Below are 25,340 nucleotides of genomic sequence, written 5' to 3'. Positions count from 1 at the left end.
AAACACTGTTACCATAAAAAACTTGCGCGTGGTGTTTGAATAGTAATAATGGGAAACCAGAGCATTGCGGTAAATGCAAAATAAGGGAATGCATTAAAAAGAAATCTATATCCTTTTTTAAAAATGTGATGAATATCGATGTAAACGAATAAAAAATCTTGAGAAAAGCTCTAATCAGCGGTATCAAGTGAGACTGCGAAAAAAAGTCTGTAAATATTGAATAGCTTCCTATGATTAGTTAAAATAAAAATAACATAGGAGGCTTTTTAAAATGGCAAGAAGAAAAAAATTAAGTGAAGGAAAAAAAGAAATCATATCTTATCTAATCAATGAGTATGAAATTGAGTCGGCAAAGGACATACATGATGCTATTAAGGATTTACTAGGAGATACTATAGAAAGCATGTTAGAAGCCGAAATGGAGCACCATTTAGGATATGAAACAAACCAAAGAAGTGACAATGAAAACTCTAGAAATGGATACAAAACTAAAAGAATACGATCAAGTATGGGTGAATCTGAAATATCAGTACCTCAAGATAGAGACTCAAGCTTTGAACCTCAAATTGTAAAAAAGAGACAAAAAGACATATCTGAGATAGAAAATAAGGTAATAGGAATGTATGCAAGAGGTTTGAGTACTAGACAAATATCTGAACAAATCTATGATATCTATGGATTTGAAGTTAGTGATGGACTGGTTTCAGACATAACCGACAAAATTCTGCCGGAAATAGAAGACTGGCAAAAAAGACCACTGTCAGAGACTTATCCTGTAGTGTTCATTGATGCTATTCACTTTTCTGTTAAAGAAGAGGGTTTAATATCAAAGAAAGCAGCATATATAATACTCGGAATAAACGAAGATGGGCTTAAAGAAGTATTAGGAATATATGTAGGACAAAACGAAAGTAGTAAATACTGGTTAGGAGTCCTAAATAGCCTAAAAAACAGAGGAGTAAAAGATATCTACATTATCTGTTCAGATGGACTAATAGGTATAGAAGAGTCCATATCAGCGGCATATCCAAAAGCTGAGTGGCAAACCTGTATAGTTCACATGGTAAGAAACACATTAAAATACGTATCGTACAAAGATAGAAAACAATTTGCAAATGATTTAAAAACAATATATCACGCACCTGACGAAGAAGTAGCAAATAAGAATCGTTTGAAAGTAGCTGAAGCATGGGATAAAAAATATCCAGGATCAATGGATAGATGGGAAAGGGAGTGGAATTCAATAACGCCAATCTTTAAGTATTCTAAGGAAGTTAGAAAAATAATATATACTACGAATGCTATAGAGAGTTTAAATAGCTCATACAGACGGTTAAACCGTAATAGATCAGTATTCCCAAGTGCTACGTCACTGATGAAAGCACTATACTTAGCTACAAATATAATTGCAAAGAAATGGAATATTCCATTAAGAAGTTGGGGATCAATAGTAGGAGAATTGAGAATAATGCATGATTTAGAGAACTAACACACTCCGCCACCATTGACAAAGAACCTAAAAAATGGTGCAAGGTAAATACCGAAGGCGAAGCAAAGACTGATAAGTATGTATTTTGCCTTCGTCGGCTTAGTGTACCATTTTTTAGAACCCTTATCAATGGTCCCCTTCGGTGGCTCCTCTTATTATTTACCTCAGGCTCTGCAAAGAAAAAATTGACAATATATCAAGCTTGATATATAAATAAATAATGAGGGCAGTAAAATCCACCCTCATAAACATTAACTAATTATAGGAAATAAATAATTTACAGAGATTATTTCGCACTGCCTTTTTAATCAGGGTTTGTCTTCAGTCTGGCAGTAGTTTTTAAACTACTGCTTTTGCTATTTAGAAAGATGAGTGAATAAATTCTATTCTGCGTCTTTAACATCCCATTCTTTCCATACATTTCCTACTAAATCTTCACCAGGTTTTAATGTCTTCTTGCCTGGTCTCCAACCTGATGGCATTACTTCGTTCTTTACATTATGAACATGTTGGAAAGCCTCAATTTGTCTTAGTATTTCATCTATATTTCTTCCTACCGGAGGAGTTAATACTTCGTATCCTACAACTACTCCTTCCGGATCTAAAATAAATGTACCACGAACATCCATGCATGAATACTCGTCAAACACATGATAGATTTGTCCTATAGAACCTGCAGGGTCTGTTGCCATAACAAATGGTGCTCCGCCTTCTACCATTTCTGCCAGTTCTTGCTCGTTCCAAACCTTATGAACAAAAGGACTGTCTAAAGAGATAGCTATTACTTCAGCTCCAAGTGCTTCAAATTCACTATATCTGGCTGCAACTGCAGCTAATTCAGTAACTCAGACAAAGGTGAAATCTCCGGGATAGAAGAATAAAATCGTCCATTTGCCAAGATAATCTGACAATTTAACTTGAGTAATTTGACCCTTGTAAAATGCAGCTATTTCAAAATCAGGTGCCTTTTTTCCAATTTTAACCATAATATACCTCCAGTATTTTATTTTGAAAATGATTATCACTAATCTGTAAATATATACCCCGTATAAGCAAACTTAATCATAACATAAGAAAGCCTTATAATTATAATTGAATTCATTGCTTTAAATTATAAATATGATAAAATTATAATTATCTTAATTGCTTTAATCAAGCTATGGAGGCGTGAATGAAAAAGAAAAGTAAAGCTTGGAAAGGACTTTTGCTAACCGGTACTGCTGCCATAATTTGGGGTATAGCTGGTACCTTTGCACAATATTTATTCTCTGGTGGATATGCATCCCCAATATGGATTACCAATATCAGATTACTATTTTCCGGAATCATACTTATATCTTACAGTTTCTTTAAATACGGGAATAAGATTACCCATATTCTAAATGACGGAAATAGCGTCTTTATGTTATTAGCCTTTGGATTATTTGGGCTTACTACATCTCAGCTTACATATTATATGGCGATAAATTATTCCAATGCAGGTACTGCAACTGTACTTCAATATCTAGGACCAACACTAATCGTTTTTTATGTTTGCATAACCAAAAGGAGACTTCCTTACAAGACGGAAGTATTGGGGGTCCTATTAGCTGTTACAGGGGCATTTATAGTATCTACTAGAGGAAACATAAACACCCTGAGTATATCCAAGGAAGCACTGACTTGGGGATTATTGTCAGCACTGGCAATGATGACCTATACTGTTATGCCCGGTAGATTGATAGATAAATGGGGAAGTGCAATCGTAAATGCCTATGCTATGTTATTTGCCGGTATAATTTTATTATTCTTTATAAGACCCTGGAATTATGACATAGTATTTAATTTAAAAACCATTATCTCAATTATCGTTATAGTTGTCCTGGGCACAGCAGTTGGTTTTTCGCTCTATCTACAAGGAGTATCTGAAATAGGACCAATTGCAGCGAGTACAATTGCTTTTATGGAACCTCTATCTGCGACGGTCTGTTCCTCAGTATTCCTGGGGACGAAGTTTTTGCCTATAGATATACTAGGATTTTCGCTGATAATGACTTCTGTTGTAATTGTAGCGCTTTCTAAAACGAAAAGAGCTTAATTTAGATGGTAATGTAAAAAGTTCTATGAAAAAATAAAAGGCAAAAAACTAACTGGAATAATCAAAATGTGTCTTGGTTCTACCGCCACCCTTGACAAAAATAAGAAAATGCTGATGGAAAACTAACAAGGGCGAAGGGAACTCAAAAACAAGACAACACAAATAGCCCTTGAAATGTTCATTGTAGCATTTTCTTAAACATTTTTGTCAAGGGCAAGCCTTCGGTGGCTGCTGTTTCGGGCTCAAGAATCTAAAAACAAGACTTTTAAGCACAGGAAGATATGTATTCTTCGGAAAGCTGTATTAATTTGATCCATCTTGCAGGCATATTTGGGAGTACCTCCAGTTCAGGAACAACAACTGGCACACTAGCTTCCAATGATGCATGAGGTCTAAGAAAGTTAAAATAGACAGCAAATAATGTAACAAAGGTAACTGAGCCATGTTCAGCACCAAATCCATGAGATGACCTGTAATTTCCTTTAAAGGTACGGTTAAGACGTTCAATAATCTGCTTAAGAGGTCTAAGTTCCTTGGAAACAGGATCCTCATTAGTAAGGCCAATAACCTGAGAAACATCAAAGAAAATGTCATTCTGTGCAAAGAAATGTTGGGCTAGAAGGTAAATAGGATTACCATCAACAATGATATTAAGATGCTTAGGAATATATTTAAATTTAGATAAAACATCATCTAAAGCTATAATGGCTGATGGAGTATCACGATTAGGAGATACATGGTAAGAAAGAATTATCTTCTTAACAGCATCAAAGAAAAAGAAGATATAGTGCCATTTACCATTAACCCTAATGTATGTTTCATCACCGCAAATAGAATCTGACAACTCATATGGATAATGGTCAACAAATGGCTTGGTAATGACACTTACGGTATTAGCGTAATTAAGAACAGTCTGATGAGAGATATTTACCTGGTGTATATCCTTCATAATAGATGCAGTCTTTCTAGCACTGAGACCATAATTAACATAATAGGTCAAGACAAGACCAAGAACATGATTAGAAGCATAAATTTTAGGTAAAGCAACAGAACCTTTAACGGGAGAAATCCTGGATAAAGGCTTAAAGTCAATATTAAATGCTCTGTAAATATATCGCATTTTAAAGGTATGAGGTTTTTCTTCGAATAGTTCCTTTTGATCTTTAGATAAAGAATTAAGGTTTTTAACATAAAAAGAACAATCATTATTCTTACATTTGTAGATAACAAAGAATTTGCGGTCTTTAATAGGATCAAGAGTCTTATTGCAATGAGGACACCTTAAAATTACAGATTTAGAGAAAAAGTTTTTACGGTTAAAAACAGACTTACAGACTTTACACTTAAATTGGCCTTTACCACCATTGTTATCATAAATATAAATGTGGGGTGCACCACAACAAGGGCATGTAATAGATTCAGGAACAGGAACTTTAGAATTTACAGGTTTAAGCTCCTTACCCTTATCCAGTATATGTTTTCTAAGAAGGTCCTTGTAATCGTGCTTTTTGACCTTATCAAAGATAGGCATATCATCAACTTTAAGTTTACGGTATGGCTTATCAACTGGCTCATCAAGCTGCTTAGAAGCCTTGATGGCACCTAAACAAAATAAAAGATATAAAATAATATTGTTTTGAACTTGAATACATTGTAGTAAATAAGCTATAATATCGTACATGGATGACAATTCCTTTCTGGTTTAGATTGTTTTGGACGACGATATTATAACTAAGAAATGGATATTTGTCATCCATTTTTGTATAGAAATATAAATTATTTATCCCTTATTTAGGGGGTGGATATTTTTATTAAGATAAATGATTAAAAATCAAGGGTTGCCAGAGATTTTACATTAAAATCTTTGACAATACCCGTTGTCCAAAGGGGGTATCAGGTACCTGCTTCTATAAGAAACATCCCGCTTCAGCTGGTAAAGGCACTGTAGCTACACCTATTATAAATAGAAAGGGTAAATCGGAAGATTACTTTTATATTGAAAGTAAACAGGGCCTAATATCAGAGGCGCAGATGGGGAGCTTGGAGTTTCATACTTGGGGAAGTAATGTAGACCACTTAGATAAACCGGACATAATGGTATTCGATTTAGATCCTGATGAGGGAATGGATCTTTCTACAGTAAGGCAAGGGGTTATGGATGTTAAGGAAATTCTCTCTGAACTTTCCCTGAAGTCATACCTAAAAACCAGTGGAGGTAAGGGTTACCATATACTTGTTCCCCTACAACCATCTGCTAGCTGGGATGCCTTCTATGAGTTTTCAAGGCTTGTGGCTGTGGTTATGGAAAAGAAGTGGCCAGACCGGTATACAAGTAATGTAAGAAAGGCTAGCCGTAAGGGAAGAATCTTTATCGACTGGATTCGTAACGGTAGGGGAGCCACCTCTATAGCACCATATTCCCTAAGGGCAAGAAAAGGAGCTAAAGTATCAATGCCTATTTCCTGGGATGAGCTAGACACCGTTGCACCTGACGGTATCAATATGTGGGATGCACTCCAAAGGATTGACAAGGAAGATCCATGGAAGGACTTTTTCCAAAATAACCAAAGGCTAAAGTAAATAACCAATGGGAACCGTCCCCTTTGGTTATTTACTTGGCTTAACCTTTCTTTTTAAGGAGTTCGGTATTCAAATACAAATTAATAATAGTCCTGTCACTCTGGTAGATTGAAGTGTTTTCTTCAGCTATTTTTATTTCTCCACTTATATAATGGCCTATACTCCTTTTTTCATAGTAGCTCTTTATAATATTACCATTAGAAATGTGCTTATTAAGGGTCTCCTTTCTAAATAAGCATTTTATCTCTATTTGATTCTTAAGTAGTATTAGGGTATAGTTATTTTCCGGTCTGGTATTCTCTATATACTCCAAATTAACATAACCAAAGGATTTATCATTTTTCCCAAAGGGCTTCCTCACCTTAATTGGAATTAGGACCTGATCATTTAAATAAATGGGGACAGGGTATGAGGCATTTATCAGCTTTCCGTTTCTTTCCTTCATTGCATCTAAATCAACCATATGATGCCTTCCAATTCTCTTCATTACTGTAGTAATTGTATTTTCTAAAATAAGAGGATTTTCTTCCTCGGTATAAATCAGTGTACAATTACCTTGGTTAGCTATATATTTGGGAATTACTGCAATCAATCTCTTCTTTAGTGCTCTCTCCATTTTTTCACCCCTACTTCAATCAAATTCTATTTCTTATGTTCTACTATAACAGAACGAGTGTTCGTTATCAATAAATAAATAAAACACATGGACTTTCTAATCCTTACATCATTATATGAACTATATGACATTACACTAATGAAGGTATTCCTGCTTTCATAAATATAGTTGGAAGCTTTTCCTATATTAATTATTTAATTAAAAAAGAAGGATTATTAGATGTTTTGAATAATATATAGAGATAAGGGATTATTGTTTAAGTGTTCTTTTAAATGTAACGAGGTGATTTAATGATTACAGAATTCTTAGAGATTATACTAGAGATTGTCTTTACTTCTGTAACACCAGATAGGATGGCTAAGAAAGTTAAAGATAAGGATATAAGTGGAAATAGAAAAAGATTTTTAATAGTCATATATACATTAATATATTCACTTGCATTAGCTATTACCCTTCTTACTTTTGTCATAATTCAGGATAAATTAAACAGAGTTTTTGCTGCTATATTAATAGGCTTCTTGTCCTTTTTGCTAGTAAAGTTTTACTACCTAATATTAAATGATTAATTGGTAGAGTTCTGCTATTTAAGCAATATCAACATGAAAGGTGGTTTGGACTAATGTTTAAGAAAAAGAAAGATAATAATTCAGAAATAGAATTGGTATTACTCCGCTCAACAAATGATGATTTTGAGCTCCTGACGATTAAGAGCTTGCTAGAAGAAAATAATATCCCATATATTATCAAGGATCGTGGAGCTGGTGGCTATATGAGATTATTTGCTGGTGGATCCGTATTTGGGTCTGATATATTCATAGAAAAATCCCAGCTGGAAGAGGTATCAAGAATATTGGAAGATATTTTTCCTGAGGATAAAGAAGGTCAATAAAGTAGCAGAAGGAGAAAATAAATGACTACTATTATATTAGATAAGATTAAAAACCTAGACAGTGTAATATTTGATCTAGATGGAACTCTTTGGGATTCCACCAATGAAATTTTAATAGCATGGAATCAAGTGGTAGAAAAATACGATGATGTTATAAATAAGTTTACTAAAGAAGATATAGAAGGCTTTATGGGAACACCTATTGATAAGATTTTTAAGACTTTCCTTTTTTATCTAAATGATGATAAAATAAAGGAGATTGAAGAGAAATGCAGCAATAATGAAATGAAGTATATTGAGGCCCATGGAGGAAGACTATATCCTGGCCTTGAAGATGTGCTAATAGAGCTTTCAAAAAAGTATAAATTATTTATTGTAAGCAACTGTCAACACGGATATATCGAAAGCTTCTTAAAATATTACAGATTCGAGATATATTTCACTGATTTCGAGCATATAGGAAGGACAGGCCTTTCAAAGGGGGAAAATATTAAGCTAGTAATGGAGAGGAACAAGCTAAAGTCTTCTATATATGTAGGGGATACAGAGGGTGATCAATGGGCAGCAAAATTTGCCAATATCCCTTTTGTATATGCTAGATATGGATTTGGTGAAGTCGAAGACTATGATTATGCTATTGATGGTATAAAGGAATTGATTTAAGGGGTCAGTCTGACACCAGTCAAGATTAGGGGGGCAATATGGATAAAGAATTGATTATAGGAGCTATAGATTCATCATCTGATGGGATATTAATTTCAGATAACCAGGGATATGTAGTCTACTTAAATGATGCTTATGAAGAGACTACTGGGCTTACAAGAAAGGAACTGGTTGGTAATAGTTTAAACGATTTATTAGAAGCAGGAATAATAAACAAGGCACTATCTCTTACAGTGATAAAGGATAAGAAAAGAGTCTCAACAATTCATAAATATGTATCAGGCAAGTCAGCTTTAACGACTGCAAGTCCAATTATGGATTCAAAAAATGAATTAATTGGTGTAGTTTCCAATACTAGAAATATTACTGATTTGATCAATCTAAGAAATGAGCTATCAGATACAAGGAAATTAACTATTAAATATTCTGAAGAAATAAGACGTCTTAGGGAACAGGTTATTGAGGATAAGGATTTTATTTACTCTTCTAAGGAAATGGATAAAACAGTGAGGCTAGCATCAAGAGTAGCAAGATATGACACCACTGTTTTGATCCATGGTGAGTCAGGTACAGGTAAAGAAGTATTAGCTAAATTTATTCACACAGGCAGCCCTAGAAATGAAGAGCCCTTTATAAAGGTGAACTGTGCCGCAATTCCTAAGGATTTATTTGAAAGTGAACTATTTGGATATGAGGGAGGGGCATTTACTGGTGCAGGTAAAGAAGGTAAGCCAGGAATGTTTGAATTAGCAAATGGTGGCACTATACTTTTAGATGAAATAGGAGAGCTACCCCTACCTGTTCAATCAAAATTATTAAGAGTTATTCAAGAAAGAGAATTATTTAGAGTAGGGGGCAAGGAACCTATAAATCTAGATGTAAGAATACTTGCTGCTACCAATAGGGATTTAAAACAGGAAGTTCTGGATGGCAACTTTAGAGAAGATTTATTCTTTAGGTTAAATGTTATACCAATTACCATTCCTCCTCTTAGGGATAGAAGAGAAGATATACCTGAGCTTATAGTCTATTTCCTAGAAAAATTAAATAGAAAATATAAGCGGACGGTAACCATATCTCCTAAGGCAACCGAGGCGTTAACATCCCATACTTGGCCAGGTAATGTTAGGGAACTGGAAAATCTGATAGAATATTTATTTATTATGAGTAATAAGGAAGAAGTTAATATTGAAGACCTACCAACAAAAATAATCTCTAGACAGATGATGAATTCTACAGAAATACTAGAAAATTCAGAAGAAGCTAAACTAACCTACCTTCTAGAATTGTATGAAAAATATATTATAAAGGATACCATGGAGAACTTTCCATCCCTCCGTAAGGCTGCTAAGGCCTTGGGTGTACATCCTTCAACCCTGTCTAGAAAGTTAAAAAAATATAATATAGAAGTTAAATTGGAGGAAGAGTAGTGTTGCAAGTTTGCAATGATTATTAAAGTGTTGCGAATCTGCAAACGTTACTATTTTCAAGAAAACCTTTTCTTTGGTATAGAAGTGTTGCGATAATGCAACGTCTTATATGGGGATAAAATCTAGAATCGCTAAAAATAGCCCTTTCAAAAGTTGGCACGGGTCTTGCAATATATAATGGCATGAAACTACAAAGTGGTTGAGGGGAAAATGAAACTACTATTGTAGTGAGAAAAAACTTAGAAAGAAGGGGCGTATTAATAATGAGTCAAAGAGATGTATTATATTCACCAGATGAGAAGTACAAAGATAAGGGTGGTCAATATGGAATTGACCTAGATTTATTGCAAAAGGCATTTGAAGAAGCTAGTAGAATCTACAAGGAGAGAGGATTCCAAAGAAGAATGGGATACGGTAAGGCTCCTGCAGTAACTACAGTAGACATGGCTAAGGCTTGGATGTCAGATGGTCACCCATTCACTTGTGAAAACAATAATGAAATCTGTGCAAATGCACTTAAAGTATTAAATGCAGCTAGAAAATCAGGTGTTCCAATATTCCATACAACTACAGGATATGTAGGAAAAGAGCAATGGGACTTACCAAGATGGGATGAAAAAATTCCAATGCACTCACTAGATATTAACTCTGAGTGGATGGAGATAGATCCAAAGCTTGAGCCAAGACCAGAGGAGCCAGTAATCCACAAAAAATACGCAAGTAACTTCTTCGGAACTCACTTAGCTTCCACATTATATAAATTAGGCGTAGACACTGTAATAGTAATGGGTGCTACAGCATGTGCATGTGTAAGACATACTTGTATGGATTCAACAGGACACGGATTTAAGACAATCGTTCCAATAGGAACAATAGGCGATAGAGTACCAGGAGTTATTGAGTGGAACCTATTCGACATAGATGCAAAATTCGGCGATGTTGAGCCACTAGAAAACGTAGTTAAATACTTAGAAGGTATTGATCCAAGCGTTTACAACAAATAATTAGCAAGCTAGAAAGTACAATAAAAAAGGGAATACCACTATGATAAGTCGTATTCCCATTTATTTTGGTTAAAAGCAGTAGAATAGAAGCTACGAACTTAGGCAACAATTTGCTAAAATATCAGGGGTGGGCAAACGCATTCATAAAGGAAGGTTATTATCCTAATCAGCCTCATTAGCTGCAATAATATATGTTGTAGATAAATCAATCCTGTCATATAACCTTTTTTAAGGTTATATCAGACTGTTGACAAAGCATAGCTAGAAAAAATTTCTAGCTGTGCTTTTTTTGTTCTAAAAATGCCATATTATGTGTAATTTAAGCCGTTTTGGGTATATATAACACTAAGAGAGAGGTGTTAATATGCTATTTAAAAATTCTAAAAACAAAGTTGATCAAGTTCAAATGATTTCAATAGATCAAATGGTTCCCGAAGATCATATACTTAGAAAAATAGATAAATACATTAAATTTGATTTCATATATGAATTAGTTGAAGATTTGTACTGTCTTGATAACGGACGACCTAGTATAGATCCCGTTGTTTTGCTTAAGATTACCTTAATCCAATACCTTTTCAACATAAAAAGCATGAGACAAACAATTAAAGATATTGAAGTAAATCTTGCTTACAGATGGTTTTTAGGTTTTGATTTTTACGATAAAATACCTCATTTCACAACTTTTAGTCAAAACTACAGAAGAAGATTTAAAGATACAAACATATTTGAAGATATTTTTCAAAACATACTACTACAAGCCATTGAAGAAGGCTTAGTTGATACAAATATCCAATTTGTTGACTCAACACATGTTAAAGCACATGCCAATAGGTATAAGGTTGTTAAAGTAAAAGTGAAAAAAGAGATAAGATACTATCAAAAAAAGTTAGAAAAAGAAATAAACGAAGATAGAAAAAAACATGATAAAAAGCCATTTGATCCTAAAGATAAAGATGAAGAACTAAAAGAAGTAACAAAAAGCACAACAGATCCTGAAGCAGGACTATTCCATAAAGGTGAACATAAAGAAGTATTTGCATACAGCGTACAGACATCATGTGATAAAAATGGATGGATATTAGGTTTTAAATCATATCCTGGAAACTTACACGATGGAACAACATTTAAAGATTTCTTTGATGAAAAGTTAAAACGATTGAACCCTAAAAAACTAGTTATGGATGCAGGCTACAAATTCCCGGCAATAGCGAAAGAACTGTTTGATGATGGAGTATTTCCAGTATTTCCATACACAAGGCAAAAAACAAAACCAAAACTAGAAAACCCATTCTACAAAAGAGATTTTGTGTATGACGAATACTACAACTGTTACCTTTGTCCAGCAAATGAAGTATTAGGATACTCAACCACAAATAAAGAAGGATATAGGCAGTACAAGAGCAACCCAAAGATCTGTGTAAACTGTGGGTACCTAGGAAGGTGTACAAGTAGTAAAAAACACCAAAAGATAATAACTAGACATATCTGGCAAGATTATCTTGATATCTCAGAAGAATACCGGTATACATATAAAGGGAAAGCAGAATATAAAAAGAGAAAAGAAACAATAGAAAGGCAATTTGGGAGTGCAAAGGAATATCATGGATTTAGATATACCAATATGGTAGGTATAAAGAAAATGGATATGAAAGCAGCACTTACTTTTGCGACCCTAAATATGAAAAAGTTAGCAATAATCTTAAGTAAAAGAGATAAAAAGCCACCCAAAAATAATGGTGTTTTAAGAAAAATATTGAACTTTGCTAATAGATTTGTCAAAATAGAGCAAACCCTGATTTTTAATCAGGGTTTGTCTTCAGTCTGATATAACCTTTTTTAAGGTTATATGAAATGTAATATATTTACCAAATACTCCTTCAGGTAGTTGAATAAAACTCCACATATAGTTAAAAAAATGAGGTTGTTTTATTATGGTTTTAAGCCATCTCTAAGGTCTAGTAAATAATAAGATTAACTATTCAATGAAATAATGTTTAAAGAGGTGGATTATATTGATAAACGAAGCAAAAGTTAATGAAAAGTTTTCTTGGCCCATATTTTTATTGATGGGATTAACTACATTTATAGCCATGGTCGTGCAAAATGCTCCTTCAGGTGTATTACCACTGATGAGTCAAGGTTTAAATGTTGATGCTACAAAATTAGGGAATTTTGTAGGGATGTATGCCTTAGTTTCAGCAATATCAGCTATACCATTAACAACACTAACTGTTACAATGAATAAAAAACGTGTTCTAATGATGATTCTTAGTGGTTTTCTTATATCCAATTTAGGAATCGCTTTCGCTAGCACCTATACTATTGCATTTATCTTTAGACTAATAGGTGGAGTGTCCGCTGGTTTAATATGGTCAATGATCTGTCCATATGGTTTAAAATTAGCACCAAATAATCAACAAGGCCTAGCCATCACTGTTATCATTGGTGGGTCTACTATTGGAGTTAGTTTTGGAAGTCCGATATTTAATGTTATCGGAAATCAGATAAGTTGGAGAGTTGAATTTATTGCACTGGGTATACTCACTTTTATTACTATGCTCCTAGTTATATTTTTCTTACCATCTGTACCAGGAGAACAGCGTTCAAAATCTAACTCACCACTAGAGTTAATAAAGAATAGGGGTATTCAGAAGGTTATCCTCCTAACTGTGCTGTCAGTTATGGCGAATTATGGTCTATTTACCTACATGGCACTTTTAGTGCAAGATATCGGCTTTTCTGGAGGCATTGAGTTAGCTTCCTTATTATTTGGTATAGGCTCATTCATTGCGGTAATAATAGCCGGAAAATACTTGGATAATTATTTAAAGGGTACAGTCACTTTCATGATGGGAATAGGAGCAGTTTCTGCAGTATTATTCTTAGTCTTTGGGGGTACAACTGGAATTAGTCATATCAACTTCATCTTATGGGGAATTGGTTTTGGAGCCTTAGTTACAATATTCCAAAATGCTATAACAAGACAAGTCGTAGAAGGACAAAGTGTTGCAGTGTCTCTTCAATCTGCATCATTTAACTTTGCTATTATGGCTGGTAGCTCAATTTCTGGGATAATACTAACAAGTGGATCCCTAAGAAGTGTTATTATCCTGGCATTAGTGTTATTGGCTCTAGCAACATTCTTGTCAATAACTGATAAACATACATTAACAAAAGGAAAACTGTAAATTGTAAGTACAAAATACTAAATTTTTAAGGAGTGATTTTAGGTGAAAAAGTTTATCAATGCAAAAATTTATAAGAACAATGAAGCGACTGAAATCTTAGTAGAAGATGGAAAAATCAAAGAAATCGGTAATAACCTTGCAGATTGTGATGAGGTAATCGATTTAGGTGGCAAGCTAGTTACTCCACCTTATGTAGACCCTCACCTACATTTAGATTATGTATATACATTAGCTGAACTTGGAAAAACTGGTGCCGGCTCAGGAACGCTTTTTGAAGCAATTGAAATGTGGCCAGTATTTAAAAAGACTTTGACTGTAGAAAGTGTTAAGAAACTTGCTCTTAAAGGAATTATGGATGAGGTTTCCCAAGGGGTACAACATATTCGTACCCATATAGATGTAACAGACCCAAAATTCACAGGTTTAAAAGCTATGTTGGAAATGAAAGAAGAATTAAAGGATATAGTTGATATCCAAATAGTATCATTCCCACAACAAGGAATGTACACATATAAGGGAGGACGTGAATTAGTAGAAGAAGCACTTAAGATGGGTGCAGATGTTGTTGGAGGAATTCCACATTATGAACCAGCTAGAGAATTTGGCGAAAGATCTGTTCGTGACACAGTTGAACTTGCTATGAAATATGATAAGCTAATAGATGTTCACTGTGATGAGACAGATGATCCTCAGGCGCGCTTTATTGAGTTATTAAATGCACTTGTTTATTTGGAAGGTTATGGTGCAAGAACCTCAGCTAGCCATACTTGTTCATTTGGTTCAGCAGATGATTCATATGCATATAGAATGATAGACTTATTCAAAAAGAGTAAGATAAACTTCATCTCTAATCCAACTGAAAATGCGTATCTACAAGGTCGTCATGATACTTATCCTAAACGTCGTGGACTTACTAGAGTTAAAGAATTCATGGAACACGGTATTAATGTTGCATTTGCACAAGATTCAATAAACGATCCATGGTATCCAATGGGTAACGGAAATATGATGAATATACTTGACAATGGAATTCACTTAGCTCAAATCATGTCACCACAAGAAATAGAAAAAGATTTAGATTTAATTACTTACAATGGTGCTCGTTGTCTAAATATCCAAGACACATATGGATTAGAAGTAGGTAAAGATGCAAACTTTATCGTTCTTAACGGTGATAGCCCATTCGATGTAATAAGAAACCGTGCTAATGTTCTTGCTTCTGTTAGAAAGGGAGAATTCCTATTTAAGCAAAAGCCAGTAGAATATGATGTTAAACTTGATTTAGGTGTAACCTATTAATTCACCTAATAAAAGCCCTCTTGATTTTAAGGGGGCTTTTATTAGTTTTTTGTTGAGGGAGGGGATGTGTAGAAACTGCGATCAGTTTCATCAATGCTAAAATTAAATTTCATCATATAGTTCATTAGGTCTTATAAGTACAAGAGGTAATTTCTGTATGTTTAAAGAGATATAGATTTAAGTGAGTATTAATTATATGTTATGAAGAGATAATTATGTTATAATATATCCAAGCTAAATATCCAAGCTAAGTATTTGCACAATAACCAGTTCAAATCTAATTTTTAAAGGGAGACAAAATGTGGCTAAGTATTTAATTATTTGTTCCAGGTTATATCAACTAAAGGGATTTAGTGTTGCAAGTTTGCAATGATTATTAAAGTGTTGCGAATCTGCAAACGTTACTATTTTCAAGAAAACCTTTTCTTAAGCATGAAAGTGTTGCGATAATGCAACGTCTTATATGGGGATAAAATCTAGAATCGCTAAAAATAGCCCTTTCAAAAGTTGGCACGGGTCTTGCAATATATAATGGCATGAAACTACAAAGTGGTTGAGGGGAAAATGAAACTACTATTGTAGTGAGAAAAAACTTAGAAAGAAAGGGCGTATTAATAATGAGTCAAAGAGATGTATTATATTCACCAGATGAGAAGTACAAAGATAAGGGTGGTCAATATGGAATTGACCTAGATTTATTGCAAAAGGCATTTGAAGAAGCTAGTAGAATCTACAAGGAGAGAGGATTCCAAAGAAGAATGGGATACGGTAAGGCTCCTGCAGTAACTACAGTAGACATGGCTAAGGCTTGGATGTCAGATGGTCACCCATTCACTTGTGAAAACAATAATGAAATCTGTGCAAATGCACTTAAAGTATTAAATGCAGCTAGAAAATCAGGTGTTCCAATATTCCATACAACTACAGGATATGTAGGAAAAGAGCAATGGGACTTACCAAGATGGGATGAAAAAATTCCAATGCACTCACTAGATATTAACTCTGAGTGGATGGAGATAGATCCAAAGCTTGAGCCAAGACCAGAGGAGCCAGTAATCCACAAAAAATACGCAAGTAACTTCTTCGGAACTCACTTAGCTTCCACATTATATAAATTAGGCGTAGACACTGTAATAGTAATGGGTGCTACAGCATGTGCATGTGTAAGACATACTTGTATGGATTCAACAGGACACGGATTTAAGACAATCGTTCCAATAGGAACAATAGGCGATAGAGTACCAGGAGTTATTGAGTGGAACTTATTCGACATAGATGCAAAATTCGGCGATGTTGAGCCACTAGAAAACGTAGTTAAATACTTAGAAGGTATTGATCCAAGCGTTTACAACAAATAATTAGCAAGCTAGAAAGTACAATAAAAAAGGGAATACCACTATGATAAGTCGTATTCCCTTTTTGCAAATTATATACTAGCTAAAATCAATACTCAGCTGTACTAAGTGTTATTTTGTCATTCTGAGTAAAGCGAGAGTGCACTATTGTCCGTTTTGTCTCCAATTCTGTTTCTGACATCCAAGAATGACTTTAGTATGTTGTAACTTGTAATTCAATTAAGGGGGATGTATATGGGTTTATTAATTAAAAAAGGTGGTGATTTTTTATGCAAGATAAAAGTTATCTTCAAGCAGCTAATGATCCAATACTATGGATAATTTGTATACCATTGGTATTATTAGTAGCTGTGCAAGCGTTTTTATTTACAAGAAAAGCTATGAATGCAGCATCTGTAACGGCACTTGAAAAGAAACAATGTTACCAAGCTTTTAGAGTCGGTGCAACATCTGCTATTGGACCTTCGCTATCGGTTTTTGTCGTTATGGTTGCAATGATAGGAGTTATAGGTGGTCCTGTAACTTGGTTAAGACTTTCAATGATTGGTGCTGCAAATACTGAATTAACAGCTTCTCAATTAGGTGCCAGGGCAATGGGAGTTGAATTTGGATCTGCTGAGTACGGAATTACAGAGTTTGCGAATTCAGTTTGGACCATGGCACTTAATGGATGTGGTTGGTTGATATTTTGTGGCCTTTTTACAGATAAATTAGAAATACTCCAAGATAAAGTTGCAGGTGGAGATACTGAATTGATGCAAAAAATCTGTGGAGCTGCGGTTCTTGGAACTGCATCATTCTTGGTTGCGCTAAATTCAAAATCGATTACCGGAGGTATAGCGGCTGATAAATTAGCAGCAAGCATAGTAGCTGCAGTAGCGATGGTAATTTTTTCAAATATTGCTAAAAAAGCACCAAGATTAAGGGAGTATGCTTTAGGATTATCAATGATTCTAGGAATGATAGTCGGTGTTATAGTAATAAGACAATTAGGGGGTGCATAATGAAAACAGGAAGTACTTACAAAGAACTATTCACCGATCCAATAATTAGGCTCGGGAAAATAACCCTTTTAGTTGCGGTGCCTATGTCTTTATTCCCCGCAATCTATATAGGTATAAAGCATAATGCATTTCCACCTATTCAAAACATATTGACTGCTTGGTTTTTAGTTGCATCTATTTACGGCGTTGAATATTTTATGACACCTATTTCATACTATCCTATACTTGGAAATGCAGGTACTTATATGGCGTTTTTATCAGGAAACATAGCTAATGTTCGTGTTCCATGTGCTATTGTTGCTCAGGAAGCCGTTGGAGTTAATCCCGGAACTGAAGAAGGGGAGCTGGTAGCTACAATAGGTATGGGAGGATCGATAATTACAAATCTTATAGTTGTAACAATCGCAGCTTTGGCGGGTAATATAATACTTGCTGCATTACCACAAGGTGTAAAAGAAGCATTTAATTATGTATTACCAGCAATATTCGGGGCACTATTTGCGCTCTTTGCAATTAAATACCCTAAATTCGCAGCGTTTGGTATGGCCTTGGCAGTGTTTTTAGTATTTATCATAGGAACATTGCCAACAGTTGTAGTTGTACCGCTTTGCTCATTTGGAACTATTGCTTTTGCAATTTGGATGACGAGAAGAGAAAAAAAAGGCTTATTAAAACTCCTGGAAAGGAGTTTCAGACTGAAGACAAACCCTGATTAAAAATCAGGGTTTGCTCTATTTTGACAAATCTATTAGCAAAGTTCAATATTTTTCTTAAAACACCATTATTTTGGGGTGGCTTTTTATCTCTTTTACTTAAGATTATTGCTAACTTTTTCATATTTAGGGTCGCAAAAGTAAGTGCTGCTTTCATATCCATTTTCTTTTTTTATACTCTGCTTTCCCTTTATATGTATACCGGTATTCTTCTGAGATATCAAGATAATCTTGCCAGATATGTCTAGTTATTATCTTTTGGTGTTTTTACTACTTGTACACCTTCCTAGGTACCCACAGTTTACACAGATCTTTGGGTTGCTCTTGTACTGCCTATATCCTTCTCTATTTGTGGTTGAGTATCCTAATACTTCATTTGCTGGACAAAGGTAACAGTTGTAGTATTCGTCATACACAAAATCTCTTTTGTAGAATGGGTTTTCTAGTTTTGGTTTTGTTTTTTGCCTTGTGTATGGAAATACTGGAAATACTCCATCATCAAACAGTTCTTTCGCTATTGCCGGGAATTTGTAGCCTGCATCCATAACTAGTTTTTTAGGGTTCAATCGTTTTAACTTTTCATCAAAGAAATCTTTAAATGTTGTTCCATCGTGTAAGTTTCCAGGATATGATTTAAAACCTAATATCCATCCATTTTTATCACATGATGTCTGTACGCTGTATGCAAATACTTCTTTATGTTCACCTTTATGGAATAGTCCTGCTTCAGGATCTGTTGTGCTTTTTGTTACTTCTTTTAGTTCTTCATCTTTATCTTTAGGATCAAATGGCTTTTTATCATGTTTTTTTCTATCTTCGTTTATTTCTTTTTCTAACTTTTTTTGATAGTATTTTACCTCTTTTTTCACTTTTACTTTAACAACCTTATACCTATTGGCATGTGCTTTAACATGTGTTGAGTCAACAAATTGGATATTTATATCAACTAAGCCTTCTTCAATGGCTTGTAGTAGTATGTTTTGAAAAATATCTTCAAATATGTTTGTCTCTTTAAATCTTCTTCTGTAGTTTTGACTAAAAGTTGTGAAATGAGGTATTTTATCGTAAAAATCAAAACCTAAAAACCATCTGTAAGCAAGATTTACTTCAATATCTTTAATTGTTTGTCTCATGCTTTTTATGTTGAAAAGGTATTGGATTAAGGTAATCTTAAGCAAAACAACGGGATCTATACTAGGTCGTCCGTTATCAAGACAGTACAAATCTTCAACTAATTCATATATGAAATCAAATTTAATGTATTTATCTATTTTTCTAAGTATATGATCTTCGGGAACCATTTGATCTATTGAAATCATTTGAACTTGATCAACTTTGTTTTTAGAATTTTTAAATAGCATATTAACACTTCTCTCTTAGTGTTATATATACCCAAAACGGCTTAAATTACACATAATATGGCATTTTTAGAACAAAAAAAGCACAGCTAGAAATTTTTTTTAGCTATGCTTTGTCAACAGTCTGAAACTCCTGGAAAGGAGTTTTTTTAACGTCCTTTCTTTATGTTATAATTAGTTTAAGAAAATTATAATAGTGAGTTGATATGATGAAGATAAATTATCAGATAAAAATGGAAGAGCATTTGGATAGGATTGAAAAAAGTGGTGATACACCCAGACTACTCCTACACTCATGTTGTGGGCCTTGTAGTTCATATGTAATAAGCTATCTTGCTGATTATTTCCACCTGGATGTAATTTACTATAATCCCAATATCTACCCGGAAGACGAGTATGTACACAGGAAAAATGAGCAAATAAGGCTTATAGAGGAGCTTGAAACTAAAAACAAACTCGGTTTCTTAGACAGTGAATACGAGCCTGATGTTTTTAATTCTATTGCCATGGGCTTTGAAGATGAAAGAGAAGGTGGACTCAGATGTGGTGAATGCATTAAACAAAGGCTTGAAAAGACGGCCTTTTATGCATCAAATCACGGATATGATTACTTTACTACTACCCTATCGGTAAGTCCACATAAAAATGCCCAGTTAATAAATGTTTTGGGATTTGAATTGGAAGAAAAATATGGAGTTTCATACCTACCTGCTGATTTTAAAAAGAAGGGTGGTTTTTTAAAATCCATAGAAATAGCTAAGGAACACGAATTGTATAGACAGGACTACTGCGGCTGTAAGTACTCTTTAGCAAAGTCTGAAAATAGGAAAGGAAGTAGAGCTTAAATGTCCGGTGTAATTAAATCTTATGCAAGAGCTACTGTTACAATTTGGGGATTGATTTTTATTATAAGCCTAGTCAAGATGCCCATACTTTTTAGTTCTATCTTGACTGTACTATTGTACTCAATTCATTTTCCCGTTTGGAGATGGAGTTTGGGTAGTGAGCTGACTGATGACCACGATTTGAACTCTAAGATAAACCATATATCAGTTATGAGAAATGCATTTATTTTAGTTGGGGCCTTTCTAATAATGGAAAATCCCTCAATTTTAATACCTGTGTTTGCAATTACCGAATGTATTCAATTTATGAATCTGGCATATTTTTTCAATATGCCTAGACTTTATTTGTTTTCAATCCTATCGTCATTAGTGCTGCTTTTTTTAGGGATATATTTAAAAGCTTTTGTAATTGTACTCTTATTGATTTTATTTTATATTTTCGGGTATAAAAATTAGAAAGTTATGGATTTTTTAGTCTAAGTTTGTAACTCAATACCGAATATTTTTAATTATGCGGCTCAGTAGAGGTATGATATGAAAAGATTATTTCTTGCGATCGATATATCCGACGAAATTAAAAAAGATATAAAAAATTACCAAAATGCACTGTCTGAGATTACGAAAAAGTCTTCTATTACAGTTTTAGACAATATTCATCTTACTTTGCATTTTTTTGGAGACACAGCTGATGAGGATTTAGAAAAAATAAAGAAATTATTAAAAAATATCTCAAAGTATAATTCCGGTATTATACTTGAAACAACGAGATTGGGCGTATTTAAAAGAGCTCGAGAATATCTTGTTTGGCTCGGATTTAAAGCAGATGACGGTTTATCGAATTTAAAAAAGACGATTGATCAAACTCTAAGCTTTGAAGGTTTTAAGATTGAATCTCGGGAATTTAAACCACATGTAACTATAGCGAGGAGGACAAGTTTCAAACAGAGTGCTAGAGAAATCGATGAGATTAAGGTTATTAAGAGGATTCAAAGCGTTGAGAGTTTGATACTCTACTCTTCTCATTTTACGCATAGTGGGGTTCAGTACAAAGCTGAGGAAATAATTAAATTATAATTATGAAGGAGTGACAAAAATGATAGTAACAACTACAAATCAAGTTGGAAACAGAGAAGTTGATTCCTATTTAGGAATTGTTTTCGGTGAAGTAATCACCGGGGTAAATTTTATTAAGGATTTTGGAGCGGGTCTAAGAGATATTTTTGGCGGTAGAGCTCAAGGCTATGAAGAAGAGCTTATAAATGCCAGAAATGAAGCTATCCAAGAAATGATGCAAAGAGCTGCGGCATTAAATGCAGATGCAGTTATAGGATGTAAGATGGACTACGAAGTATTGGGGCAAGCCGGATCCATGTTAATGGTTACAATATCCGGAACAGCAGTAAGATTGAGATAAAAATAAGTCGCCTGGGTCTTATCTCCGGCGACTTTTTTCGTCTCTAAGTTTAGCTTGGCATTTCGGGCATCTTCTTAATTTATGCTTATCTTTTAAAAACCATAAAAAGCTCCTACAGTCAGGGCATCTATAATTATATGATAAATATGAATATATAGCAGCTCCAAGAACAGAAAACAAAAAGATAGGCCAAATCTTCTTAGTTAACAAGTAAATGGTTACACCGATTAGAATTCCCAAAAATATTGCAATCCGGGCAAATGCAGGATAGTTTTTAACTTTTTGGAATTCGAGAACGGTTATAGAATCATCTTTTTTATTTTTCAAATCTATCACATTCCTTTTAATAATTAGCTACTAGTGGTCATCACATAAAATAAGTCGTTATTTTTTACTTTCACTAAAGTCTTTTAGCATTTCAATGATATCTTCCATTTTCATCGCCCTTGAGCCTTTAACGAGGACAAAAGCATCGATTACATTTTCTTTTAAATCTTCAAAAAGTTCAAGCTTGGAATTAAAATGTTTTACTCTGGAAGCATCAAAGTTGAAGGATGCTGCTTCTGCTGCTGATTTCATGCTTTCACCGTAAAAATACACTAATTCAAGCTGGTTGGGATTCAGGTTTTCACCGATCTCTCTATGAAGTTTATCCGAGTCCTTACCAAGTCCGAGCATATCACCGAGAACTGCAATTTTTTTGCTGTGTTTATCCAGTGTATACAGGGTTTCCAGTGCAGACATAAGATTTTGAGGATTGGATTTATAACTGTCGTCCAAGATATCAAAATCATTTAATGCTATTAGTTCGTTACGCATCCCGGTCTTTGAAATATGATTGAAACCGTCCTGGATCTGTTCGACATTTATACCGAAAAGTTCTGATACTCCAATACATGCAGCTGCATTGTATACTTGGTAAGAGCCTAATATCGGCAAATGATATACTACTCCATTTACTGTAAAGTCTGTGCCTTCTGCACTACTCTGTGCATTATCAATCATATAAGCATTAAAATCTTTATATCCGTAATTTAATATCTTTTGTGGAATATCGTGTTTCTTTACTTCATTTCTTAGTATTTCATCATCGCCATTGTATAAAAATATGCCGTCATCAGGTAAGCCTTTGACAATATCGAATTTTTCTAGGGCTACATTTTCTTTTGTGAACAATTCTTCCAGATGCGAATCTCCAATATTTGTTATTATTGCTACATTGGGTTTCGCCATCTTTGTAAGGACTATTATTTCCCCAAATCTTTCAGTACCCATTTCAACTATTGCAACTTCAGTATCTTCAGATAAGTTTAATAGTGTCAGCGGAACTCCTATTTCATTATTTTCATTCCCCTTATTGAATGCGGTTTTATACTTTTTCGAGAGTACACTGGCAAGCATGTCCTTGGTTGTCGTCTTTCCATTTGATCCTGTTATGGCAATTATTTTGACATCAAGTGAAAGTCTATAATTCATTGCCAGAGTATGGAAAGCTTCCAGACAGTTATCTACTATAATGAGAGGGATATCAACATCCGGAATCTCATGAGAGCTTTGCCAAAGTGATGCTGAAGCGCCTTTTTCAGCGGCATTTTTAATGAAAGCATGCCCGTCAAACTGTTCTCCTATTATAGGGATATATAGATTGCCTTTTTCAAGTGTTCTGGTATCTTTGGAAACACCGCTGATAATTATTTCTGTATCCGGTTTGTTTGTTAATTTACCGCCTGCCATTTCGCAAACATTTTGTAGTTCTTTTACAATCATTTTAATCAACTGACCTCTGAGTTTTCTTCTTTTCTTTATATTCTTCCAGTGCAAAAGCAATTAATTTTTCAAGCAGTGAAGAAAAGTCTGTATCATCTGTAGGTTTCCATAATAAAGGTGCCAGACTCGTTCCCGTCATTCCGGGGAAGGTATTGATTTCGTTGACTAGCATTTTTTTGTCTGAATCTCTCATAAAGATATCAACTCTTGCAATACCTTTACAGCCCATCAACTCGTATGCTTTAACAGCGGTTCTTCTGACCTCATCTTCCTGCTCCGGTGTAACTTCAGTTGGAGCTTTGATTACTGTAGTCCTATCGAAGTACTTGGATTCGTAGTCGAAAAACTCATGACCATCTACAACATGTTCTCCGGGTAGGGAAGCTACAGGAAAATCATTACCGATAACCGATACTTCAAGTTCTCTTCCGATTATAGCTTCTTCGACAAGTATTTTTTTGTCGAATCTAAAGGCTGTATCTATTGATTTTAATAGCTCTTCTTTATTATCTGCTTTTGTTACTCCAACAGATGATCCTGCATTTGCAGGTTTGACAAACATAGGATAATCTATTTTTGCTTCTATTTTTTGGATGATTTCATCGCTTTTAACGAGATAATCTTGCTGGATGATACCCATATACTTAGCTTGAGCCATCCCGCTTTGTTCCAAAATCTGGTTAGTAAACACCTTGTCCATACATGCTGCGGAAGCTAAAACTCCACTTCCGACATATGGTACGTCCAGAACTTCCAGGAAACCCTGGATGATACCGTCTTCTCCATATGTTCCGTGTATTGACGGTATAAATAAATTATTTTCGTCGACTCTGTAATTGCCATATAGAAATTTACCGATGGATTCGGCAGGTTTCATTTCGGTTTTGCTTATAAGCTCTTCGGGTTTTTCTATTCTTTTTTCAATTTTATCATGTTCTACCCATGCACCTTTTTTATCTATGTAAACGGGATAGATATTGTATTTACTTTTATCTAAATTATTTATTATATTCATAGCGCTCATCAGCGATATTTCGTGTTCAGCACTTATTCCTCCACAGAGGACATATATATTGTCAAGCATGATAAACCTCCTTTTACTGATGATTATCCTATCATAAATATTAGTATAAATCAATGGTACAATTGGGTAAGTATTCAATAGAAAGGCTTGAATTATTTATATAACTAAAGTATTATTACATAATATTCATATTGCTTAATCATATACTTTACCCAATTCTATGCTCTAAAAGTGATATAATTATAAAAAAGGGTAAAATAATAAGTAGTAGATATTATATAGGTTATATTTTAAGAATCACATAAATTGAGTTGTTCTGATGGCAAAATGTGAATGGAGGAATTAATATGGATATAGTTAGAGATAACGAAAGATTTTATGTTGGAGAAAAACAGAATCCCGATGCATTTTTAAGTTTCAAAAATAAAGACGGTATTCTTTATGTCAATAGTACTTTCGTAGACGCTTCACTTAGAGGACAGGGTGTCGCAGCTAAATTGGTTATGGAACTTATAAATTATGCAGTTGAGAATGAGTTTAAAATTAAACCAATATGTAGCTATGTCGTAAAGTATTTTGAAAAGAATAAAGAATATAGCGAATTACTGGCTTAATGGAGATT

24 protein-coding genes and 2 pseudogenes are annotated in these 25,340 nt (G+C 34.2%); 19 read left to right on the top strand and 7 right to left on the bottom strand.

The features are described from left to right. Window positions 1–271: 271 nt before the first annotated feature. The gene (locus VZL98_11020) at window positions 272–1,489 is read left to right on the top strand and encodes an IS256 family transposase (protein ID WVH63208.1); all 1,218 of its coding nucleotides are present in this window, start codon (window positions 272–274) and stop codon (window positions 1,487–1,489) included. A 383-nt stretch (window positions 1,490–1,872) separates the two neighbouring features. Here the strand turns inward: VZL98_11020 and prxU are convergent. Next, a pseudogene (gene prxU / locus VZL98_11015) lies at window positions 1,873–2,475 on the bottom strand (thioredoxin-dependent peroxiredoxin). Between the two features lie 185 nt (window positions 2,476–2,660). On the opposite strand from prxU, the gene VZL98_11010 reads away from it, so the two are divergent. After that, the gene (locus VZL98_11010; GenBank protein ID WVH63207.1) at window positions 2,661–3,566 is read left to right on the top strand and encodes a DMT family transporter; all 906 of its coding nucleotides are present in this window, start codon (window positions 2,661–2,663) and stop codon (window positions 3,564–3,566) included. Window positions 3,567–3,831: 265 nt separating this feature from the next. On the opposite strand, the gene VZL98_11005 is transcribed toward VZL98_11010, so the two are convergent. Further along, window positions 3,832–5,247: a DDE-type integrase/transposase/recombinase gene (locus VZL98_11005; protein ID WVH63206.1), complete on the bottom strand. Its 1,416-nt coding sequence runs from the start codon at window positions 5,245–5,247 to the stop codon at window positions 3,832–3,834. A gap of 149 nt (window positions 5,248–5,396) precedes the next feature. Between VZL98_11005 and ligD the strand changes: the two genes are divergently transcribed. After that, window positions 5,397–6,146 (top strand): non-homologous end-joining DNA ligase, encoded by a 750-nt coding sequence (gene ligD / locus VZL98_11000; protein ID WVH64567.1) that lies wholly within the window; start codon window positions 5,397–5,399, stop codon window positions 6,144–6,146. Between the two features lie 40 nt (window positions 6,147–6,186). Here the strand turns inward: ligD and VZL98_10995 are convergent, their stop codons facing one another. Beyond that, window positions 6,187–6,762, bottom strand: a complete 576-nt coding sequence (locus tag VZL98_10995; protein WVH63205.1) for a hypothetical protein — start codon at window positions 6,760–6,762, stop codon at window positions 6,187–6,189. A gap of 290 nt (window positions 6,763–7,052) precedes the next feature. On the opposite strand from VZL98_10995, the gene VZL98_10990 reads away from it, so the two are divergent. The 11 genes from VZL98_10990 to VZL98_10940 all read left to right on the top strand — a co-directional run bounded on the left by VZL98_10990 (window position 7,053) and on the right by VZL98_10940 (window position 18,313). After that, the gene (locus VZL98_10990) at window positions 7,053–7,328 is read left to right on the top strand and encodes a hypothetical protein (protein ID WVH63204.1); all 276 of its coding nucleotides are present in this window, start codon (window positions 7,053–7,055) and stop codon (window positions 7,326–7,328) included. Between the two features lie 53 nt (window positions 7,329–7,381). Beyond that, entirely contained in the window at window positions 7,382–7,651 is a 270-nt protein-coding gene (locus VZL98_10985; protein WVH63203.1) for a DUF2007 domain-containing protein, read from the top strand. Between the two features lie 21 nt (window positions 7,652–7,672). After that, window positions 7,673–8,314, top strand: coding sequence for an HAD family hydrolase (locus tag VZL98_10980; protein WVH63202.1), 642 nt, complete (start codon window positions 7,673–7,675; stop codon window positions 8,312–8,314). Between the two features lie 38 nt (window positions 8,315–8,352). Continuing rightward, the gene (locus tag VZL98_10975; protein WVH63201.1) at window positions 8,353–9,744 is read left to right on the top strand and encodes a sigma 54-interacting transcriptional regulator; all 1,392 of its coding nucleotides are present in this window, start codon (window positions 8,353–8,355) and stop codon (window positions 9,742–9,744) included. A 263-nt stretch (window positions 9,745–10,007) separates the two neighbouring features. Continuing rightward, on the top strand, window positions 10,008–10,748 hold the full coding sequence (locus VZL98_10970) for an isochorismatase family protein (GenBank protein WVH63200.1): 741 nt from the start codon (window positions 10,008–10,010) through the stop codon (window positions 10,746–10,748). A gap of 364 nt (window positions 10,749–11,112) precedes the next feature. Then, the gene (locus VZL98_10965) at window positions 11,113–12,576 is read left to right on the top strand and encodes an IS1182 family transposase (protein ID WVH63199.1); all 1,464 of its coding nucleotides are present in this window, start codon (window positions 11,113–11,115) and stop codon (window positions 12,574–12,576) included. Window positions 12,577–12,763: 187 nt separating this feature from the next. Beyond that, a complete protein-coding gene (locus VZL98_10960) occupies window positions 12,764–13,939 on the top strand; it encodes an MFS transporter (protein WVH63198.1) in 1,176 nt (391 codons plus the stop codon). A 42-nt stretch (window positions 13,940–13,981) separates the two neighbouring features. Further along, window positions 13,982–15,238 carry an amidohydrolase family protein gene (locus tag VZL98_10955; protein WVH63197.1) on the top strand — a complete coding sequence of 419 codons (1,257 nt, stop codon included), beginning with the start codon at window positions 13,982–13,984 and terminating at the stop codon, window positions 15,236–15,238. Between the two features lie 581 nt (window positions 15,239–15,819). Beyond that, on the top strand, window positions 15,820–16,596 hold the full coding sequence (locus tag VZL98_10950; protein ID WVH63196.1) for an isochorismatase family protein: 777 nt from the start codon (window positions 15,820–15,822) through the stop codon (window positions 16,594–16,596). 266 nt (window positions 16,597–16,862) lie between these two features. Next, window positions 16,863–17,597: a DUF5058 family protein gene (locus VZL98_10945; protein ID WVH63195.1), complete on the top strand. Its 735-nt coding sequence runs from the start codon at window positions 16,863–16,865 to the stop codon at window positions 17,595–17,597. After that, window positions 17,597–18,313, top strand: a complete 717-nt coding sequence (locus VZL98_10940) for a hypothetical protein (GenBank protein ID WVH63194.1) — start codon at window positions 17,597–17,599, stop codon at window positions 18,311–18,313. The genes VZL98_10945 and VZL98_10940 overlap by 1 nt, the downstream gene beginning before the upstream one ends. A 106-nt stretch (window positions 18,314–18,419) precedes the next feature. Here the strand turns inward: VZL98_10940 and VZL98_10935 are convergent. After that, window positions 18,420–19,671, bottom strand: a pseudogene (locus VZL98_10935) (IS1182 family transposase). 203 nt (window positions 19,672–19,874) lie between these two features. On the opposite strand from VZL98_10935, the gene VZL98_10930 reads away from it, so the two are divergent. The 4 genes from VZL98_10930 (at window position 19,875) to VZL98_10915 (ending at window position 21,927) form a co-directional block, all read left to right on the top strand. After that, a complete protein-coding gene (locus VZL98_10930; protein WVH63193.1) occupies window positions 19,875–20,513 on the top strand; it encodes an epoxyqueuosine reductase QueH in 639 nt (212 codons plus the stop codon). After that, window positions 20,514–20,969 carry a hypothetical protein gene (locus tag VZL98_10925; GenBank protein WVH63192.1) on the top strand — a complete coding sequence of 152 codons (456 nt, stop codon included), beginning with the start codon at window positions 20,514–20,516 and terminating at the stop codon, window positions 20,967–20,969. It begins immediately after the preceding gene. Between the two features lie 78 nt (window positions 20,970–21,047). Continuing rightward, the gene (thpR, locus tag VZL98_10920) at window positions 21,048–21,587 is read left to right on the top strand and encodes an RNA 2',3'-cyclic phosphodiesterase (GenBank protein ID WVH63191.1); all 540 of its coding nucleotides are present in this window, start codon (window positions 21,048–21,050) and stop codon (window positions 21,585–21,587) included. Between the two features lie 19 nt (window positions 21,588–21,606). Then, on the top strand, window positions 21,607–21,927 hold the full coding sequence (locus VZL98_10915) for a YbjQ family protein (protein ID WVH63190.1): 321 nt from the start codon (window positions 21,607–21,609) through the stop codon (window positions 21,925–21,927). Window positions 21,928–21,945: 18 nt separating this feature from the next. Here VZL98_10915 and VZL98_10910 read toward each other — a convergent pair whose 3' ends face one another. Genes VZL98_10910 through VZL98_10900 form a run of 3 tightly spaced genes read right to left on the bottom strand, consistent with a single transcriptional unit; the run spans window position 21,946 to window position 24,778 of the window. Beyond that, window positions 21,946–22,254, bottom strand: a complete 309-nt coding sequence (locus tag VZL98_10910; protein ID WVH63189.1) for a hypothetical protein — start codon at window positions 22,252–22,254, stop codon at window positions 21,946–21,948. Window positions 22,255–22,311: 57 nt separating this feature from the next. Beyond that, on the bottom strand, window positions 22,312–23,694 hold the full coding sequence (gene murF / locus VZL98_10905; protein ID WVH64566.1) for a UDP-N-acetylmuramoyl-tripeptide--D-alanyl-D-alanine ligase: 1,383 nt from the start codon (window positions 23,692–23,694) through the stop codon (window positions 22,312–22,314). A 1-nt stretch (window position 23,695) separates the two neighbouring features. Continuing rightward, window positions 23,696–24,778, bottom strand: coding sequence for a D-alanine--D-alanine ligase family protein (locus VZL98_10900; GenBank protein WVH63188.1), 1,083 nt, complete (start codon window positions 24,776–24,778; stop codon window positions 23,696–23,698). A 287-nt stretch (window positions 24,779–25,065) separates the two neighbouring features. Between VZL98_10900 and VZL98_10895 the strand changes: the two genes are divergently transcribed. Further along, window positions 25,066–25,332: a GNAT family N-acetyltransferase gene (locus tag VZL98_10895; protein WVH63187.1), complete on the top strand. Its 267-nt coding sequence runs from the start codon at window positions 25,066–25,068 to the stop codon at window positions 25,330–25,332. The last annotated feature ends 8 nt before the right edge of the window (window positions 25,333–25,340 follow it).

This window comes from Peptoniphilaceae bacterium AMB_02, from assembly GCA_036321625.1.
Classification (GTDB): Bacteria; Bacillota; Clostridia; order Tissierellales; family Peptoniphilaceae; genus Microaceticoccus; species Microaceticoccus formicicus.
The sequence above is the reverse complement of the archived record's forward strand: the minus strand, read 5'-3'. Positions and strand labels throughout refer to the sequence as shown.

Bases quoted from the DNA above. Each gene is read 5' to 3' on its own strand.
- VZL98_11020 (WVH63208.1), top strand. From the start codon at position 272: ATGGCAAGAAGAAAAAAATTAAGTGAAGGAAAAAAAGAAATCATATCT.
- VZL98_11010 (WVH63207.1), top strand. From the start codon at position 2,661: ATGAAAAAGAAAAGTAAAGCTTGGAAAGGACTTTTGCTAACCGGTACT.
- VZL98_11005 (WVH63206.1), bottom strand. From the start codon at position 5,247: ATGTACGATATTATAGCTTATTTACTACAATGTATTCAAGTTCAAAAC.
- VZL98_10995 (WVH63205.1), bottom strand. From the start codon at position 6,762: ATGGAGAGAGCACTAAAGAAGAGATTGATTGCAGTAATTCCCAAATAT.
- VZL98_10990 (WVH63204.1), top strand. From the start codon at position 7,053: ATGATTACAGAATTCTTAGAGATTATACTAGAGATTGTCTTTACTTCT.
- VZL98_10985 (WVH63203.1), top strand. From the start codon at position 7,382: ATGTTTAAGAAAAAGAAAGATAATAATTCAGAAATAGAATTGGTATTA.
- VZL98_10980 (WVH63202.1), top strand. From the start codon at position 7,673: ATGACTACTATTATATTAGATAAGATTAAAAACCTAGACAGTGTAATA.
- VZL98_10975 (WVH63201.1), top strand. From the start codon at position 8,353: ATGGATAAAGAATTGATTATAGGAGCTATAGATTCATCATCTGATGGG.
- VZL98_10970 (WVH63200.1), top strand. From the start codon at position 10,008: ATGAGTCAAAGAGATGTATTATATTCACCAGATGAGAAGTACAAAGAT.
- VZL98_10965 (WVH63199.1), top strand. From the start codon at position 11,113: ATGCTATTTAAAAATTCTAAAAACAAAGTTGATCAAGTTCAAATGATT.
- VZL98_10945 (WVH63195.1), top strand. From the start codon at position 16,863: ATGCAAGATAAAAGTTATCTTCAAGCAGCTAATGATCCAATACTATGG.
- VZL98_10940 (WVH63194.1), top strand. From the start codon at position 17,597: ATGAAAACAGGAAGTACTTACAAAGAACTATTCACCGATCCAATAATT.
- VZL98_10930 (WVH63193.1), top strand. From the start codon at position 19,875: ATGATGAAGATAAATTATCAGATAAAAATGGAAGAGCATTTGGATAGG.
- VZL98_10925 (WVH63192.1), top strand. From the start codon at position 20,514: ATGTCCGGTGTAATTAAATCTTATGCAAGAGCTACTGTTACAATTTGG.
- thpR (WVH63191.1), top strand. From the start codon at position 21,048: ATGAAAAGATTATTTCTTGCGATCGATATATCCGACGAAATTAAAAAA.
- VZL98_10915 (WVH63190.1), top strand. From the start codon at position 21,607: ATGATAGTAACAACTACAAATCAAGTTGGAAACAGAGAAGTTGATTCC.
- murF (WVH64566.1), bottom strand. From the start codon at position 23,694: ATGATTGTAAAAGAACTACAAAATGTTTGCGAAATGGCAGGCGGTAAA.
- VZL98_10900 (WVH63188.1), bottom strand. From the start codon at position 24,778: ATGCTTGACAATATATATGTCCTCTGTGGAGGAATAAGTGCTGAACAC.
- VZL98_10895 (WVH63187.1), top strand. From the start codon at position 25,066: ATGGATATAGTTAGAGATAACGAAAGATTTTATGTTGGAGAAAAACAG.